Origin of the sequence: Turicibacter sp. HGF1, assembly GCF_000191865.1 — a bacterium.
GTDB lineage: Bacteria > Bacillota_I > Bacilli_A > MOL361 > Turicibacteraceae > Turicibacter > Turicibacter sanguinis.
Map to the genome: position 1 here is coordinate 1 of NZ_AEXQ01000008.1, position 17579 is coordinate 17579.

The following is a 17579-nucleotide window of genomic DNA, read 5'->3' on the forward strand; positions in this document are numbered from 1 at the left end:
TTAAGATGACTTTTTTTATATTCGATGAACTCCGAACAGTTGAAGAATCGTAATTCCGATAATTTTCAAATCAAAAGCTAAACTTTGATGCTCGATATAATATAAATCTAGTTTAAATTTTTCTTCCCATGTTAACTGTTTGTGTCCATGAATCTGACTCCATCCTGTCATCCCAGGACGGACGGCATGTCTTTTGATGCGAATTTGATTTTTTGAGGGAATTGCTCGAATTAATACCGGACGTGGCCCTACCAAACTCATGTCACCTTTTAAGACATTGAAAAGTTCTGGCAAATCGTCTAAACTATATTTTTTCAAAAAAGCTCCAATGCGTGTTAATCGTTGCGTTGGCTTTAACAGATGCCCTCGTTCATCTGTTTCATTTGTCATGGTTCTGAAGCGATACATCGTAAATAGTTGTTCATTTAATCCTGGATAACGATGTTTGTAAATGATCGGCCAACCTAAATCACATAGAACAATCACGGAAAGGATGAGATAAAGTGGTGAAAGTAATACCATTAACAATAATGAGATTTCAATATCAAATAAACGTTTCAACTTAACCGCCTCCCCTTTTAACGATTAGTTTTTCTTCCTAATTTAATTATAAACGTTTTCATAATTTTTGCCATATTTTTTCTGTTTATATTATTACTTTATGCAAAATTCTTTCTTTTTTGACGACTTATTACCTAGCTACTTTGCAATAGGTGATTAGAATTTCAAGTAAAGGACCTGATATGATCTCATAACAAGATATTCTCATTCAAACTTAAAAAGATGTTAAAGACTAAGTCCTTAACATCTTTTTTCATTATTCACGGAATTGACTGTTATATAGATTAGCATAGAAACCATTTGCAGCTAATAAAGTATCATGATTTCCACGTTCAATGATTTCACCTTGATTTAACACCAGAATTTGATCGGCATTTCGAATCGTACTTAAACGATGAGCAATCACAAACGTCGTTTTACCTTCCATTAAATGTAACATCGCTTTTTGAATTTCAACTTCTGTTTTCGTATCAATGGATGACGTGGCTTCATCTAAAATGAGAATAGAAGACTGTGCTAAAATCGCACGAGCAATCGCGAGTAACTGACGTTGTCCTTGAGAGAGATTACTTCCATTATCGGCTAAGATGGTGTCGTAACCGTCTGGTAATTGCATAATAAACTGATGAGCATTGGCCATCTTTGCCGCATGAATCACCTCATCATCATTTGCACTTAAACGACCATAACGAATGTTCTCACGAACCGTTTCAGAGAATAAGTAGGTATCCTGTAAAACCATCGAGATACTTTGGCGTAAACTCTTACGAGTCATCCCATTGATGTTTTCACCATCAATTAAAATCTCACCACTCTCAATATCATAAAACTTCGTTAGTAAATTAATAATTGTCGTTTTACCCGCTCCAGTTGGTCCTACAATGGCCACCGTTTCACCACGGCGAGCATGGATTGAAGCATCTTTTAAAATCGTTTTACCGGTATCATAAGAGAACTTAACACGGTTTAAGATGACATCACCATCTAAATTTTCAACGTCCTTAGCATCAGCTAAATCTTCTTCAGGCGCTTCATCCATAATATCAAAGACTCGCTCTGCTCCAGCTAATGCAGACTGAATCGTATTCGCTAAGTTTAAAATTTCATTGATTGGTCTTGTAAAGTTTCGCATGTATAAAATAAACGTAAACACAATTCCAACCGTCATATTCATTCCTGATAAAATAAAAATTCCACCAAAAACAGCAACAATTAAGAAGGTAATATTATTAATAAAGTTGTTGACAGGTCCCATAAATCCTGATAAAGCTTGGGCCATCACTGCACTTTTCGTTAGTTTTCGGTTAATCGTTGCAAAGTTTTCCTCAGCAAATTCTTCTTGAGAAAATAAGAAGACTGCCTTTTGACCTGAAACCATTTCCTCCACATAGCCATTTAACTCCCCTAAATCTTGCTGTTGCTTCACAAAGAAAGGTTGAGTTTTCTTGACTAAAAAGCGTGAAACTAAAAACATCAACGGTGTCGTTAATAAGCCAACGATGGTTAACGCTGGGCTCAATAATATCATAGCCACTAACATTCCAAGAATCATGATAATACCTGAGAATAATTGGGTAATGCTTTGAGATAAGGTCATGTTAATGTTATCAACATCATTTGTTAAACGACTCATCAAATCTCCACTTGAATGCGTATCAAAGAAACGGAGTGGTAACTTTTGTAAACTACTAAATAGATGACGGCGAATTTTTGCCGTTGTTTTTTGCGATAAAGTTAACATGATTAAGTTTTGAATGTAGGTTGCTAAGACACTAATAACATACATTCCCCCAAGCATTAAACAGATTCTTTGAAGGCCTGATAAGTCACCTGGAATAATATAATCATCAATAATATCTCCATATAGACGAGTCGCTAAGACACTGATGAGTGTTGTAATAATACATAAAATAAAAACAATGATAATTGCAAGTTTTTGATTCCCAATATAGCCAAGCAAACGTCTAATGGTATGCTTAGGATTTTTAAGTTTTCTTTTTGATGTCCAAATCGAGCACCAGGTCCGCCTCCAGGGCCACCTGGGCGAGGTCCAAATGATGGTTGTGGTCTACTCATTCATAACCGCCTCCTCTCCTAATTGTGAAATGGCAATGCTACGATAAATCTCATTCGTTTTTAATAATTCTTCGTGGGTTCCAATCCCTGAGACTTGACCATGATCAAGGACGATAATTTGATCTGCATCCATAACTGCTGAAATACGTTGAGCAATTAAAATGACGGTACTATCTTTCATACGCTCTTTAATCGCACGTTGTAATTTACTTTCAGTCGCCATATCTAAAGCGCTCGAAGCATCATCTAAAATTAAAATTTTAGGATTTCTAATTAACGTTCTGGCAATTGAGACACGTTGCTTTTGACCACCTGATAAATTTTTCCCACGTTGTTCAACCACCGTATCATAGCCATCTTCTTTTGTCTGAATAAACTCTAAAGCTTGAGCATCTATTGCAGCCTTATTTAATTCTTCCTCTGTTGCCTCATGATATCCAAATTTGAAGTTTGAAGCAATCGTTCCTGAGAATAAGATGCTTTCTTGTAGTACGACCCCAATTTGATCACGTAAATCTTTGAGGCGAAGAGATTTAACATTCTTCCCACCAATTAAAACTTCTCCTTCTGTTACATCATAAAGGCGTGGAATTAAGCTAATTAAAGAACTTTTCCCTGATCCTGTTCCTCCAATAATTCCGACTTGTTGCCCTTGTTTGATATGGAATGAAATATTTTTTAAAACCTCTTCACTGTGATCATGATATTTAAAGGAAACATTTTTAAATTCGATATCGTAGGCATCTAAGTGTTGCGGGTGATTCGATTCTTTAATGCTTGATTCAGTTTTTAAAACTTCATTGATACGATCAGCTGATGCTTTTGCACGTGATAAGTTCATCGAAATCATAATGACCATCATCATCGACATCATAATTTGAGTTAAGTAGTTAATGAACGCTAAAATTTTCCCTGTTTCAAGCAAACCATCGTTCACGAGATATCCTCCGTACCATAAGACGGCAATCACGCTAAAGTTAACGACTAGCATCACAACTGGATTTAATAAAATCATGAGTTTTTGCGCTTTAATACTTTGGTTCATTAAATCATCATTTGTTTCATCAAAGCGTTCATGTTGTTTTTCTTCCATATTAAAGGCTTTTATTACACGTACCCCAAGTAAGTTTTCACGCATCACATTATTTACATTATCAATTTTTTCTTGCATGGTTTTGAATAACGGGAATGATTTTGACATAATTAGAGCGACAAAGATTAAAATGATTGGAATAGCAACGACTAAAATAATCGATAATTTATGACTTAATCGATAAGCCATAAATAGTCCCCCAATACATAAAAATGGCGCACGAACTAAGATTTTTAAAGCCATTAAAAACATCGTTTGAACTTGAGTAATATCATTTGTTAAACGCGTGATTAATGAAGATGTTTTTAAATGGTCAATCTCTAAAAAGGATAAACTTTGAATTTTTGAAAATAATCCCTCACGAAGATTTTGACCTAAATTCAGGGCAGCAATCGTGGCAAAAATCCCACATCCAACTCCACCAAGTAAACCGATGATGGCAAAGATTAACATTTTAATCCCTGTTGCTACGACATAGGCATAGTCATTATTTGCAATCCCGATATCAATAATGTTTGAAAGTAGTGTCGGTAATGATAAGTCCATCGCTACTTCTACAAGCATTAAAAGAGGTGCTATGATAGCACATAAAATAGCATGCCCTTTTAAGTATTTTAATAAATTACTCATCGTGTTGAGACTCCCTTCCCTTTAAATTTTGACAAATTCGATTTAAATACTCGACTGTTTTTGCTTTTTCTTCTTCTGTAAATCCCTTAAATGAATCTTCATCTATTTGTTCAAATACTTTTTGAACCATGTGTTGACGATTCTTTCCCTCATCTGTTAAATACACATTTAAAACACGGCGATCTCTATCATTTGCTTGACGATATATTAAGCCATTGCGTTCTAAATGCCCCAGTAAACTTGTAGCTGTAGCAGGTTCTATATGACAGTGTTTCGCTAATTCTTTTTGAGAACAACCATTGTGTTCACATAAGAAATCTAATATTTTGGGCTGACCTACCGTCAAATCAAGCTTCGTAAATTGTTCATGACAAATCGTACGATGAGCTTTTAATGTTTTAAACAAAACATGATGTAAATGTTTAGATTGATGAGGATTCATAGGTATGATTCTCCTTTCGCTTTTATATAATTAGATATCTAATTATTAGCTATCTAATTAATAACATAGACTATTTAGATTGTCAATCAATCCCAAATATATTTAAAAAACAGCAAATAAACTTGCTGTTTTTTTTATCTTATAAACTTTGCGTGCTGCCATTCGTAAGGAAATAGAGCTAAATAAGTCGGCTCTAAATACCGTTCATCAATTAACATCACCGTTCCTCGGTCTTCATCTGTTCGAATCACGCGCCCGACTGCTTGCATGACTTTATTAAATCCAGGGTAAACATAAGCGTATAAGTAACCTTTTTGGAACTTTTCTTCAAAGTAATCACGGCGTTGCTCAGTCAACGGATTGATTTGAGGCAATCCTACTCCTACAATCAATGACCCAATTAAACGATCTCCAATCAAATCAATTCCTTCGCTAAAGATACCTCCTAGTACACAAAAAGCCACTAACGTTGTGACATTCGTTTCATTAAACTTTTCTAAAAAGGCATCACGCTCTTCTTCACTCATATCCCGCTGCTGAAAAAGTAACTCTTGCTCATCCTGAACTAACGCAAGGTAAGCCTCATAAACCATTTCTAAATATTGATAGGAGGGTAAAAAGACCATATAATTACCAACTCGTTGTCTCGTCACATGATAAATCATCTGAATGAGATGAGCAAGTGAACGCTCACGTTGCTTATATTTTGTCGAAATTCCGTGCTGAACATATAAATCAAGATGCTCACGTTTAAACGGGGATGGTAAAAAGATTTTTTCACACGCCTCTTCATGAAGTAGCACCGTTTGATAATAATCTAGTGGATGTAGCGTCGCTGAAAATAAAATGGTCGAGCGAACTTTCTCCATTTTCTCACTCAAATAAAGACTTGGATTTAAACAAACGATACTTACTTTGACCTCAATGCCAAACCGTTCATAACGGACTCTAAAACTTTCATTAAAATAGTCTGAGATTCTTAAAAATTGATGCAATTCAAAGTATAAATTCATCAATTGTGGTTTGTATTCTGTGTCCTGATGCTGATACAAATACTTCTCTAGGACGTCAAGTAAATCTTGGGCACGATTTAAAAAGGATAAGTCCATATTCTCTTTAAATAAATCAAATACTTTCTTTTCTTCTAATTCATGACGATACTCAATAAATTTCATGTTTAAATTAGCGAGTGACTTAGATAAGCCTTTATGACGGTCTTTAAATAAACGTTTAAGCTCTTGAATTGGTTCTTTTGACAAACTCGCACTATACATCTCACAGGCTCGATCATATAAGTTATGTGCCTCATCAATGAGCGCAATATGAGACGAAGGTTCCTCAAAGAAACGTCTTAAAAAAGCGCGAGGATCAAACATATAATTATAGTCACCAATAACCGCATCACTAATTGACGCCATGGCAAGTGAAAACTCAAATGGACAAACTTGATGTTTTTTAGCATAGGTTTCAATTCTTGAGCGATTAAACAGTTGTTCTGATTCGAATAAATCTTTAGTTGCCTCGTTAATACGATCAAAATAACCTGCGGCATAAGGGCAAAATTTCGGATCACATTTGACTTCATCCATAAAACAAATTCTTTCTTTAGCAGTGATAGTGGTCACTTTAGCTTGCCATCCACTTGCATGGCAACGGTCAAATGCTTTCTCTGCCACGTCCCGTCCAATCGTTTTAGCGGTCAAGTAAAAAATTTTTTGTTCTGTGTTACTTAACGCTTTAATACTTGGAAAAATAGTTCCCATTGTTTTTCCGATGCCGGTTGGCGCTCTTAATAATAAATTCTTTTTTTGCTTAATGGTTTGATACACGGCACCTGAGAGTTCACGTTGATATTCACGAAATTCCCCAAATGGAAACTGAAGGGTTTTGGCTGTCTTTAATTTTAACTGCATTGATTTTAATAAAATAAAATACCACTGTAAGTAAACCTCTAATGTGTGATTCATGAAAGGTTCTAACTCATCAAGTGTATATTCTTGATCGAAAGCCCGCTCCTCTGTCCCGTCTAAATTACAATAAATTAACCGAACGATGACTGAATTTAGCTCGGGATGTTTAAGTAAATATAAATAAGCATAGACTTTGGCCTGAGCATAGTGTACCGGACGGTCATTTTCTTCAATGAGCTCTAATCGTCGGGTCGTCGATTTTATTTCTCCAATAATGATGCGTTCATCTCGATGAAGTAATAGATCCATACGACCACTTAAAATAACATCGTGTTCTTGATGCTTTACACTCATTTCGAGATAAACTTCGCACTCCTCATCAAGATATTTTTTTTGAATTGCTTGATGAGCATTTGTCCCATGCTGTGCACGATTAGCTTGAAAATATTCTAAGTTTAAATCGCCTTGTTGGTAGACATATCCCACCACCTCTTTAACACCTTTTTGAATCACCATATTTCTCACCAAACTTCATTTTTATTATTCATCATATCATTTTTTTTGACATTATCCTAGATAATAAATTGTTCCACCTTCATCAAAAAAGTCACCTTAGCTTAACTAAGATGACTTTTTCATTATTTAATTTGAATTCGCGTCAGAATCCGTTCGATGAATGCTTCATCTTCGATTAAATCTAATTTCCAACAAATTTCTTTATGTAAAGTTTTGAATTCCTCTAGAATCAGGTCGACCTTTTCTTTTAAATCCTCTAGCGTCCCCTCAACACGCCAGCTGATTAATTTCTCCTGTTCTTCAGCAGTTAAAATTGACTCTGGACCCTCCATTCTAGACCAATTCAAATAATGATTCGGGACTTTTCCAGCTTTAAGAATCCACATCGTTGAAATTAACCAACGCATCCTATCTAAGCTATGTAAGGTTTGATACGATTCACGGGCATTGATACTTCGATAAAGTTCATAGTAACTAGCGAAGAATTTACTACGCCAATTATCTAATGCTTCATAATTTAACTGGTACGCGCTACATTCAGACTTTTCAGCCACATAGTTCATTAAACCATATGGGTCATACGCCACTTCAATTTTTTTATGATGCACAGATGGCTTTACATCTTTTGGTTCATATAACTTTAAATGTAGTTTCACTAAGCTATCATATTGAACCACTAATCGTGTGACATCATAGTAATCCTCTTCATAAAATAAAACTTTTCCCCAAGCTGCAACCAAAGAACGCTTATGTTTAACAAAGTTCTCATAAAAAACGGGCTGCACAACCACACTTAAATAAATCTCTTGATGGTTAACTGAATGTTTGGGAAATTCGTAAAAATAGGCCATAATGTGATGGTGATGTTCTAAATCATTTTCAATGACATCTAGCATGTCCTCGCGCTCTAAGTCAATTTTAATCCCATCTGTCGCTAATAACTCACCCTGCTTCATTCTATCCCCTCCGGAATATGTAAATATCTGTCATTATATCACATTTTCCGTTGAATAACTATCACCTTTTTCTTTTTTTGTAAACCCTTTTATAAATCATTCAACTGTTCCCCTTGCTCAATAACTTCATATCCTTTTGCATTGACGTGTTTGACTCTCATCATCCAGGTCTGAGTGCTATAATCTCGCTCAATCTCATTTGCAATCACTAAATCATAGTTAAGCCTTAACAAAAACTCATCTCTTTTTTTAGAAACCACTTCAATTTGATTTAATGTACACTGACAGTCAATCTCTTCATATCCAAATTTTTGTTTTAATTCATTGATATGCTCATTCAACAATGCCTGCCCAATTTCCTTTAAATCCTGTTCCGCTTTTTCTTCGCGACGTTTTAACCAAACTCCTCCAATGACGCCAATCCCAAGTAAAACACAAACACTTGATTTTACCCAAATTTCGTTATATTCCACCTTTTTTTTACGCTTCATGTTCATCCCTACCTAAAAATTTTGCATTTCACTTCATTATAAGAGAGAAAAAGTGCAAATATACAAGAAACTTAGCAATTCCACGAAATTTTCCTTGTTTTTATCCTTAGTTTACATTCTCAGTATCTAAGTCTTTATGAACGTTAACCCTCTCTTATGACAAAACAGACAGAAATCCACGATCCAAATCATCTTTTACTTCTCCTTATAAAGAAAAATAACATCATTAAAGGATGTCACTTTCCAATCAACAACAAGCTCTTCATCAAAAGGTGGCACTTTCATAAAATAAGAAAAAGCATGAAAGCTCTTTAACAGGCTTTCATGCTTTTTTAACTAAACTAAACGAGTGGTCCACTTTTCTCCATCCCAAATATCTGTCACCACATCACGATAGAATTCAGGTTCATGGGAAATCAGTAACACACTTCCTTTATATTCTTTAATGGCACGTTTTAACTCATCTTTCGCATCAACATCTAAGTGGTTCGTTGGCTCATCGAGAATTAAAACATTTGATTCACGATTAATTAACTTAGCAAGGCGAACTTTAGCTTGTTCTCCTCCACTTAAGACCATGACTTTACTTTCAATGTGTTTCGTTGTTAATCCACATTTCGCTAACGCAGCACGAGCTTCCCCTTGTGTTAAATGAGGAAACTCATCCCAGAACTCTTGTAAACATGTTTTATCTTTTCCACCTTTGATTTCTTGTTCGAAGTAACCAATGTGTAAAAATTCTCCACGTTCAACAGACCCTGAAATCGGTTGAATTTCACCTAAAAGGCTACGAAGTAGCGTTGTTTTCCCAATTCCATTTGCTCCGCAAATCGCAATTTTTTGCCCACGTTCCATTGTTAAGTTTAATGGAGATGATAATGGCTCACCATATCCAATCACTAAATCTTTTGTTTGGAAAATATAACGACCGGCTGTACGAGCCCCTTTAAAGTTAAACTCTGGTTTTGGACGCTCAGAAGCTAGCTCAATCACTTCCATTTTATCTAATTTCTTTTGACGTGACATCGCCATATTACGTGTTGAAACACGGGCTTTATTTCGAGCAACGAAATCTTTTAAATCAGCAATCTCTTGCTGTTGTTTTTTATAAGCAGACTCTAATTGTGCTTTTTTTGCTTCATAGATACGAACAAAGTTATCGTAATCTCCTACATAGCGGTTTAATTCTTGATTCCCCATGTGATAGATTAAGTTAATTACACTATTTAAGAATGGGATATCATGAGAGATTAAAATAAAAGCATTTTCATATTCTTGTAAATAACGAGTTAACCATGTCACGTGCGCCTCGTCTAAGTGGTTCGTCGGCTCATCAAGTAATAAGATATCTGGCTTCTCCAGTAATAATTTCGCTAATAATACTTTTGAACGTTGTCCACCACTTAATTCTGAAACATCGCGGTCAAGTCCAATATCTTGAAGTCCTAATCCTTTAGCCACCTCTTCTACTTTTGCATCGATGACATAGAAGTCATTGTTTGTTAAAATATCTTGTAAAACCCCGACTTCCTCAAGAAGTTTATCCATCTCATCAGGATCAACTTCTCCCATTTTCATATATAAATCGTTAATTTTAGCTTCCATATCAAATAAATATTGAAAGGCTGTTTTTAACACATCACGAATGGTCATACCAGGTTGTAGTGCCACGTGCTGATCTAAATATCCAACACGAACATTACGTGACCATTCTACTTTCCCTTCATCTGGCACTAATTTTCCAGTAATAATATTCATAAATGTTGATTTACCTTCACCATTTGCTCCGATTAAACCGACATGCTCACCCTTTAATAAACGGAATGATACATTTTCAAAAATCGCACGATCCCCAAACCCATGACTCAAGTTGGTAATAGTTAAAACACTCATCGTGACTCTCCTTTCCCAAGTGACGACGTTGCGCCCTTCGACTGAAATTTTCCTTATTCGATTATATCTAAGATTTGAAAAGATGAAAAGAACATTTTCAAAAATTCAGTTGTTAATTTTAGTTAAGGAAGAATTTTATCGACATTGATAGACGGAGCGATTTGATTACGTTTTTGTATCCACTGTTCTTTATATTGGTTTCTTTCCACGACGGTAATGATATGATCACTAATTTGCATTCCTTTAAACTTCATCGTCGATAAACCATAAGAACTATAGGGTTTGGTATACGGAATAATTTTTGAGACGGCATAACTTCCACCAGAGGTTGAAAGAGGAATAAAATACGCCTGATCAATCGCAAAAGCTTCAGCCTGCGCATACAATTCATACCGTAAATCTGGGTCATTTACAACATCAGATGCGGCTTGTTTTAAATATCCAAATTTATTTAGTCCAATTTGTTCTTTAATTTGACGATCTTCTTCGGTTTCAATCACGGCTTGATTCAATCCAAAATATTTCAACATATCTCCCTGCTTAGGATCTAAAATATCCATATAACTTTTAGGATCACCATAATCAGGTGACCATGCGGTTGCAAAATAAAGATCGGTATTCACTAGACTAGCTGACTTAGTCGCGGCCAGATGTTCTCTTGAAGTCGTGATTAAATTAATCACCACATCTCCTTTTAACTCAGTTTCAAGACTATTCTTTAATGCTTGGGCACTTCTAAAACTCATTTCACTCTCACCATTGATTAAAACATCGAGATAAACTGGAAAATCTACCCCTTGTTCCATTAATTCCGCTTTAGCTACTTGCATCAATTCTTTTGCAAGTCCTGGATTAAAATAGCTCATTTGACCATCTTCAACCGTAAAGTTTTCGGGATATAACATTGGATTGAGTCGTTTTAATGAATCGCCGACTAGCTCACCATATGTTTGATGATAAGAGGTTTGAACAAAGTCAGGTTGGGTAATTAAGTTTCGAACGGAAATCTCTTTCAGTTCTTCACCAACACTTTGTGCATTAACAGCTGATACATCCAGTCCATGTAAAATGGCCTGGCGAAAAGCTTGATTTGAAATCGCTAACTTCGTATCCTCACGTTGCTTAGCTGTTTTAGGCGAAATGTCAATTCGGGGATCTAACGGAGAGTGATACGCTTGACGGTTAAACACAAAACAAGCAAAAGAGGTTGCGCTACTTGTTTCCGTCACAAAAATAGAATCGCCATACTTTTTCTTCGCAAAGGCATAAATAGCCGCATTATAAACATCAATCGGAGCTGATGTAATTTCTCCTCGTTCAAAAGCTAAAAATAGACTAGTCGGATCCAAACTTTCCGAATAAATGAGTTTTACTTTTGGAATATAAACTGATTCTGCATCCCAATAATCAACATTTGCGGTATACTCAATCACAGATTTTGAAGTAAAGTTTGTTAAACGATACGCGCCATTATAAAGGATAGACTCTGGATTTAAATTTCCAAATGAACAATTCGATAAGTCTGGACTTCCAAGACGACATCCACTTCCCTTCGATTCTAGAAAACTTTGATTCACCGGTAGTAAAATCGAGTATGTCGTCATGCTTGGAAAGTACGGAGTCGGAGAATTTAGCTCATATTGTAACGTATAATCATCAATCGCTTTTACCCCCACTTCATCAAATGTTACTTCTCCATTGACATAGGCTTCTAAATTTTTGATAACATCTTTGACAAGATATAAGGTTTGAGATTGAAAATCAGCAGCATGCCAAAGTCCAGCCACAAAATCATGCGCCCTGACTTCATCGTAAACACTCCCCTCATCTGTATACCATTTAATTCCTTCTTTCAACTTAAACGTCCAAATCGTTGCATCCTCATTACTTTCCCAATGACTAGCAACAGCGCCAACTAAATTCCCATACGCATCATGTTCAATCAATCCATCAATAAAATTGGCAAAGTGCTTGGAGTCTGTTTGCTTGAACGTATATAAATAATCAAATGTTTCCGGATCTATCGAATAAAATCCTTGATAATTTTTTTTAGGTTCTATGACTTTTACAGCCGTCTCATCTATCGATTCAGCATGAGCTTGAATGATTTGTGAGACTACAAACCAACTCATCACAATAAGTAAGAAACTTATCGATTTTTTCAAGACCATCACCTCATTAAAGTAAAAAAAGTAGCATTTTTTGCTACTTTTAGTTTCCCACTTTAATAAAGCGTCTATACTTGTAAAATATTGTGCTATTTAACAGTCTCTACCTCATATGTTTGGCCATCCGTCGTAATCACGATATGTCCAAGATCAGCTGTCACATAAATATCCTCCGTATAAGCTTTTAAGCGGTTTAATAAAACCGGATGTGGATGCCCATAGGTATTGTTTTTTCCAGCACTAATCACGACTGTTTTAGGCTTTACCACCTCTAAAAAAGCCATCGAAGACGACGTTTTTGAACCGTGATGTCCTGCCTTTAAAATATCTACATCTAAATCCCGAGATAAAATTTTCTTTTCAACGTCAGATTCCATATCTCCTGTAAATAAGAAGGCAACATCATTATATGTTAACTTCGTTACAACTGAGTTATTGTTACGATCACCGTTATCATCACCCGTTTCGATTACTTCAAACGTCACTCCATCTGCAAGTTCAAATACTAAATCATCATCTTCTAAGTATTGAGCCCCTAGTTGTTTTTGTTCTTCAACTTGCTTTAAATACGCTTTATAAGTTTGAGAGGTATGGGCTTCGCCCGAATCAATAATCAAATCAACCGAGTATGTCTGTAGCACTTCTGCCAATCCTCCAATATGATCGGCATCGGGATGAGTTGCCACCACAATTTCTAAATCATCAACACCAACGGCTTCTAAATAATTTAATAAAATATCTTCTGCTCCATTATTTCCACCATCAATTAAAATATGAAAATCATCATAAATAATCAGGGTCGAATCCCCCTGTCCAATATCAATAAAATGAACCTGGAGTTCTTGATGACTAGGCCGAACTTCAAGTCCAACATGACTTTGATTTAGACTTTCTTGATACTGTGGTTTTGGCATCCATCCTAAATAAATGAAAATAGAGGATAATATAATGGCCCATCCTGTTACTGAAATGGTAATGACTTGTTTTTTTTCTTTCTTTTTAATTTTACGGTTCTGGCTAACTAAATAAATTCCAACAGGTGGACATAACATCAGCCACAAATAGTTATACCAAATTTGTCGCTTACTTTTTTTCCACTTTCCTATCATCATTAAAATTAAAATTAGATACATAAGGGTAATCACTAAATAATCAGTCCAATGGGCTTGATTTAACAATTCAAGGACATAATCAATCTCAACTAAAAACTGCTCCAAACTAATCTCTCCTAATTCATAACTTCTCCCCATTATACCATAAAAATATAAAGATGACCTTTTCTATCCTTTTACTTCGACGACACTACTAAATGAAATCTTCTTTCTTTGGTGACCATCCGATAGGATAAAATAACGATAGGCCTCATTGATTTTTTCAACGTTTCCCTTTACCCTAAGTAACTGTCCTCGCTCAAAGTAAACAAGCGTAATGGTTGTTTGATTTAAAAAGCCTTCAACAACTAAATTAGAGTTTTGCTCATGTTGCCACTCATCTAGTAGTGGTTTTTCTATCTTTGACAATTCGTTTAGAACCTCCTCAATAGCTTGTTGTTGTTCTACTATCGAGACAAAGGCTTTCCATTTCATCATCCCTCGATCTTTCATCGTTATCACCTCCTCTTTATTCTGCCTGATGACCACCCATTAACGTATTACGATAACGTCCTGTTGCTCCCTTTTCATAAGAAATAGCTCGTAACAAGGCATTTTTACCATGCTTTATTCTAATTTCATCCATCGCATAACTCAACTGCTGTTTTTTCGTCACGTCTTCAAATAAGCTAAGTTGAGTTTGCCCACGCTCAACTAATCCACCAAGTGAAATGGACACTTTTCGAATCGGTTGTCCTGTGTAATTGGCCTCGAATAGTCTCAAGCAGGCTTCAAATACGGATTCTGTCAAATCAGTTGCCTGAGAAAGTTTTGTTTGTCTAGAAAATCCACCTCTAACGGATTTACTATAGCCGATTGCCAGATGCACCACTTCACAATAAAGATTTTTCTTTCGTAAGCGGAACATCACTTCCTCAACCTGCTCTAGTAAGATTGTTTTAATATCATAAGCATAATAATCTCGCATTAAAACCTGACCTCCTCCGATTGTTGGATACCTACTTTGATAAACGTCATGTAAATCACTCTCGTCAATTCCATGACTATGCTGATATAATTGTTCACCTAAAACACCAAATTCACGTTTTAAAAAGTCAAGTGGATATTGTGCAATATCTCCAACACAATACATCCCCATCCGGTTTAAACGTTTTTCAAGCTGAATACCGATTCCCCACATCTTAGATAACGGGGTCAATGGCCATAATTTTGTCTTAACATCTGTATAACTCCACTGTGCAATGCCATTAACGGCCTTCTTTGCTTCTATATCAAGGGCAACTTTAGCAAGTAATAAATTCGGACCAATTCCACAAGTTGAGGGAATTCCCGTCTCTTTTAAAATATCGCACATCATCTGCTTAGCTAACGTGTATGCATCACATTTGTATAAACGCAAATATGACGTGATGTCGATGAATACCTCATCAATTGAATAAATATGAAGGTCCTCATAAGAAACATACCTCAAATATATTTTCAAAATATCTTGTGATACTTTCAAATAGTGATTCATTCTACATGGGACAAACCATACATTTTGATAACCTTCTAACTCATAAACTCGACACCTTGATTTGGCTCCTTGTCTTTTTAAAGCGGGGGAAACTGCGAGAACGATGCTCCCTGATTCCCCCATTCTTCCAACAACGGCAAGGGAAACCTGAAAGGGATCATACCCTCTAGCGACACACTCGCAACTAGCATAAAAACTTTTCAAATCAATACACAAAATAGAACGAAACCTAGTTTTCGTTTCCATTCTTACCACTTCTTTCGAACATTTGTTTGTTATAGTATAGCATAAGATTTACCTTTTTTGTCAATAAAAATTAAACTTTTGTTCGGATTGTGAAAAAATATATCATTAAAACTCCGAAAAAAAGAAGTGTCCGAGAGAACACTTCTTTTTTCTAATCCTTTAACAAGGTTTCATAAATAGTCATATTATTTATTTACGCTAGGTCGTTTAGTTTTTTCATTAAACAACTAAACGAGTTCCAACTAAAATAAGATAGCTAACACTATTTAAACGCATTGATCTCATCTTCACTTGCTTCCTTTCTTTACAATTTCACTCCCCTTTCAATTAAATCCTCTATTTTAGAGTTTAGAAAGAATTGCACCTCTTTTAGATAACATTTTATTACATTTATTGGCTTTTTATTACATTTTTATCCAAAAACACTTTCGTTTTAAGGAAAAATATGTTATTATTGAAACAAGCCACTTGAATGGCTGTTCTTTTCTATATTTTGAAAATTAGATGAACCAATCTAGTTTACTCTCTTTTCCAGAGAACCAATAAATTTACCCCAAATTTATTTACTTTTCATGAGGCCTATTGGCCTCCTTTTTGATAGTTAAACACCCTAGTTCAATTCAGAGCTAGGGTGTTTTTTTAGTTTTCAGATGTTTTGACATCTTCTTTGAGTAAAAATTCACCGTAAGCAGATTCAGCATGTTCAGATAAATCCAATCCATTCTCTTCCTCTGTTGCACTTACCCGTATTCCACTGATTTTTTTCAAAAGAGCTAGTAGAAGATATCCCATGACAAATCCCCACAAAGCAATCACGAAGGCACCTATTATTTGAATTCCTAAAAAGCTAAAGCTTCCGGTATAAAACAAGCCGTTGCTTGTACTAAATAGTCCAGTCAAAATTGTTCCGACAACCCCACAAAAACCGTGAACAGGAATTGCCCCTACTGCATCATCAAGTTTAAATTTTCGCTCTAATAAATCATTTCCAAACATCATAACCATTCCGGCAATGACCCCAATCGCAATCGCTCCTAGTGGTGAAACTAAATCACAACCTGCCGTGATAGCGACTAATCCAGCCAATGAACCATTTAATGCCGCTCCCACACTTGGTTTGCCTTTGAACCATGACATCATCAACGTTGTAACAGCCGCCGCTGCTGGTGCTAAATTGGTGGTCATGACAACATGAGCAATGGCCCATGGATCGCTCGCAGTTAATGTTGAACCTGCATTAAATCCAAACCATCCAATCCATAAAATAAAAACACCAAGAGCAGCCATTGTTAGGCTATGACCATGAATAGTATTTGAACTCCCATCTTGATTAAATTTTCCACGCCGAGCTCCAAGCAATATAATACCAGCAAGAGCGGCAAATCCACCTAGCGCATGGACAACTGATGAACCAGCGAAATCATGAAATCCAAGTTGTGCTAACCAACCGCCACCCCAAACCCAGTGACCACTAATCGGATAAATAATAGCCGTCATCAAGGAACTAAAAATCAGATAGCTTGAAAATTTCATTCGTTCAGCTACGGCTCCTGAAACAATCGTCACTGAAGTTGAGCAAAACACACTTTGGAAAAAGACGAAAGCAAGTAGCGGAACTATCAATCCTAAAGAGGTATAATCACCACTTACACATAGATCCGGAATACCAAATAAACCGGCAACACTACCATGGAACATAAGTGAAAACCCAACAATAAAGAAAATAATCGTTCCAATGGAATAATCCATAAAGTTTTTCATCATAATGTTGGCGGCATTTTTAGACCGTGTAAATCCACTTTCTACTAAAGCAAAACCAGCTTGCATCGAAAACACTAAAATGGATGCTATGACCATCCATAGCGTATCAATCACTACACTTAAATCAATCGTCATATTCATTCCCTCCTCAATTTTTAAAAAACTGTTTTCTTTAACGAAATGGGGTGAGTTACGATTGTTCTTTGAC

Annotated in this window: 14 protein-coding genes; all 14 read right to left on the reverse strand. The window is 35.8% G+C overall.

Annotation, left to right across the window (positions count from 1 at the left end; translation table 11 throughout):
• Positions 1 to 15 precede the first annotated feature (15 nt).
• The gene (locus tag HMPREF9402_RS00625) at positions 16 to 561 is read right to left on the reverse strand and encodes a sugar transferase (RefSeq protein WP_006785844.1); all 546 of its coding nucleotides are present in this window, start codon (positions 559 to 561) and stop codon (positions 16 to 18) included.
• Between the two features lie 256 nt (positions 562 to 817).
• Positions 818 to 2521 (reverse strand): ABC transporter ATP-binding protein, encoded by a 1704-nt coding sequence (locus HMPREF9402_RS00630; RefSeq protein WP_009606188.1) that lies wholly within the window; start codon positions 2519 to 2521, stop codon positions 818 to 820.
• Positions 2437 to 2637, reverse strand: coding sequence for a hypothetical protein (locus tag HMPREF9402_RS14665; protein ID WP_202944057.1), 201 nt, complete (start codon positions 2635 to 2637; stop codon positions 2437 to 2439). The genes HMPREF9402_RS00630 and HMPREF9402_RS14665 overlap by 85 nt, the downstream gene beginning before the upstream one ends.
• A complete protein-coding gene (locus tag HMPREF9402_RS00635; protein WP_009606184.1) occupies positions 2630 to 4360 on the reverse strand; it encodes an ABC transporter ATP-binding protein in 1731 nt (576 codons plus the stop codon). Before HMPREF9402_RS00635 ends, HMPREF9402_RS14665 begins: the two co-directional genes overlap by 8 nt.
• Positions 4353 to 4802, reverse strand: coding sequence for a MarR family winged helix-turn-helix transcriptional regulator (locus HMPREF9402_RS00640; protein WP_006785841.1), 450 nt, complete (start codon positions 4800 to 4802; stop codon positions 4353 to 4355). Before HMPREF9402_RS00640 ends, HMPREF9402_RS00635 begins: the two co-directional genes overlap by 8 nt.
• Before the next feature lie 134 nt (positions 4803 to 4936).
• A complete protein-coding gene (locus HMPREF9402_RS00645; RefSeq protein WP_009606185.1) occupies positions 4937 to 7228 on the reverse strand; it encodes an ATP-dependent DNA helicase in 2292 nt (763 codons plus the stop codon).
• A gap of 122 nt (positions 7229 to 7350) precedes the next feature.
• Positions 7351 to 8184, reverse strand: a complete 834-nt coding sequence (locus HMPREF9402_RS00650) for a hypothetical protein (protein ID WP_006785839.1) — start codon at positions 8182 to 8184, stop codon at positions 7351 to 7353.
• An 89-nt stretch (positions 8185 to 8273) separates the two neighbouring features.
• The gene (locus HMPREF9402_RS00655) at positions 8274 to 8675 is read right to left on the reverse strand and encodes a hypothetical protein (RefSeq protein WP_006785838.1); all 402 of its coding nucleotides are present in this window, start codon (positions 8673 to 8675) and stop codon (positions 8274 to 8276) included.
• A gap of 336 nt (positions 8676 to 9011) precedes the next feature.
• Positions 9012 to 10568 carry an ABC-F family ATP-binding cassette domain-containing protein gene (locus HMPREF9402_RS00660; RefSeq protein ID WP_009606170.1) on the reverse strand — a complete coding sequence of 519 codons (1557 nt, stop codon included), beginning with the start codon at positions 10566 to 10568 and terminating at the stop codon, positions 9012 to 9014.
• Positions 10569 to 10690: 122 nt separating this feature from the next.
• Positions 10691 to 12733, reverse strand: coding sequence for a peptide ABC transporter substrate-binding protein (locus HMPREF9402_RS00665; RefSeq protein ID WP_009606175.1), 2043 nt, complete (start codon positions 12731 to 12733; stop codon positions 10691 to 10693).
• 92 nt (positions 12734 to 12825) lie between these two features.
• Entirely contained in the window at positions 12826 to 13953 is a 1128-nt protein-coding gene (locus HMPREF9402_RS00670; RefSeq protein WP_006785835.1) for a ComEC/Rec2 family competence protein, read from the reverse strand.
• Positions 13954 to 14016: 63 nt separating this feature from the next.
• The gene (locus HMPREF9402_RS00675) at positions 14017 to 14340 is read right to left on the reverse strand and encodes a YolD-like family protein (protein ID WP_006785834.1); all 324 of its coding nucleotides are present in this window, start codon (positions 14338 to 14340) and stop codon (positions 14017 to 14019) included.
• Positions 14341 to 14356: 16 nt separating this feature from the next.
• Entirely contained in the window at positions 14357 to 15610 is a 1254-nt protein-coding gene (locus tag HMPREF9402_RS00680) for a Y-family DNA polymerase (RefSeq protein WP_009606174.1), read from the reverse strand.
• 639 nt (positions 15611 to 16249) lie between these two features.
• A complete protein-coding gene (locus tag HMPREF9402_RS00685) occupies positions 16250 to 17506 on the reverse strand; it encodes an ammonium transporter (protein WP_006785832.1) in 1257 nt (418 codons plus the stop codon).
• Between the last annotated feature and the right edge of the window lie 73 nt (positions 17507 to 17579).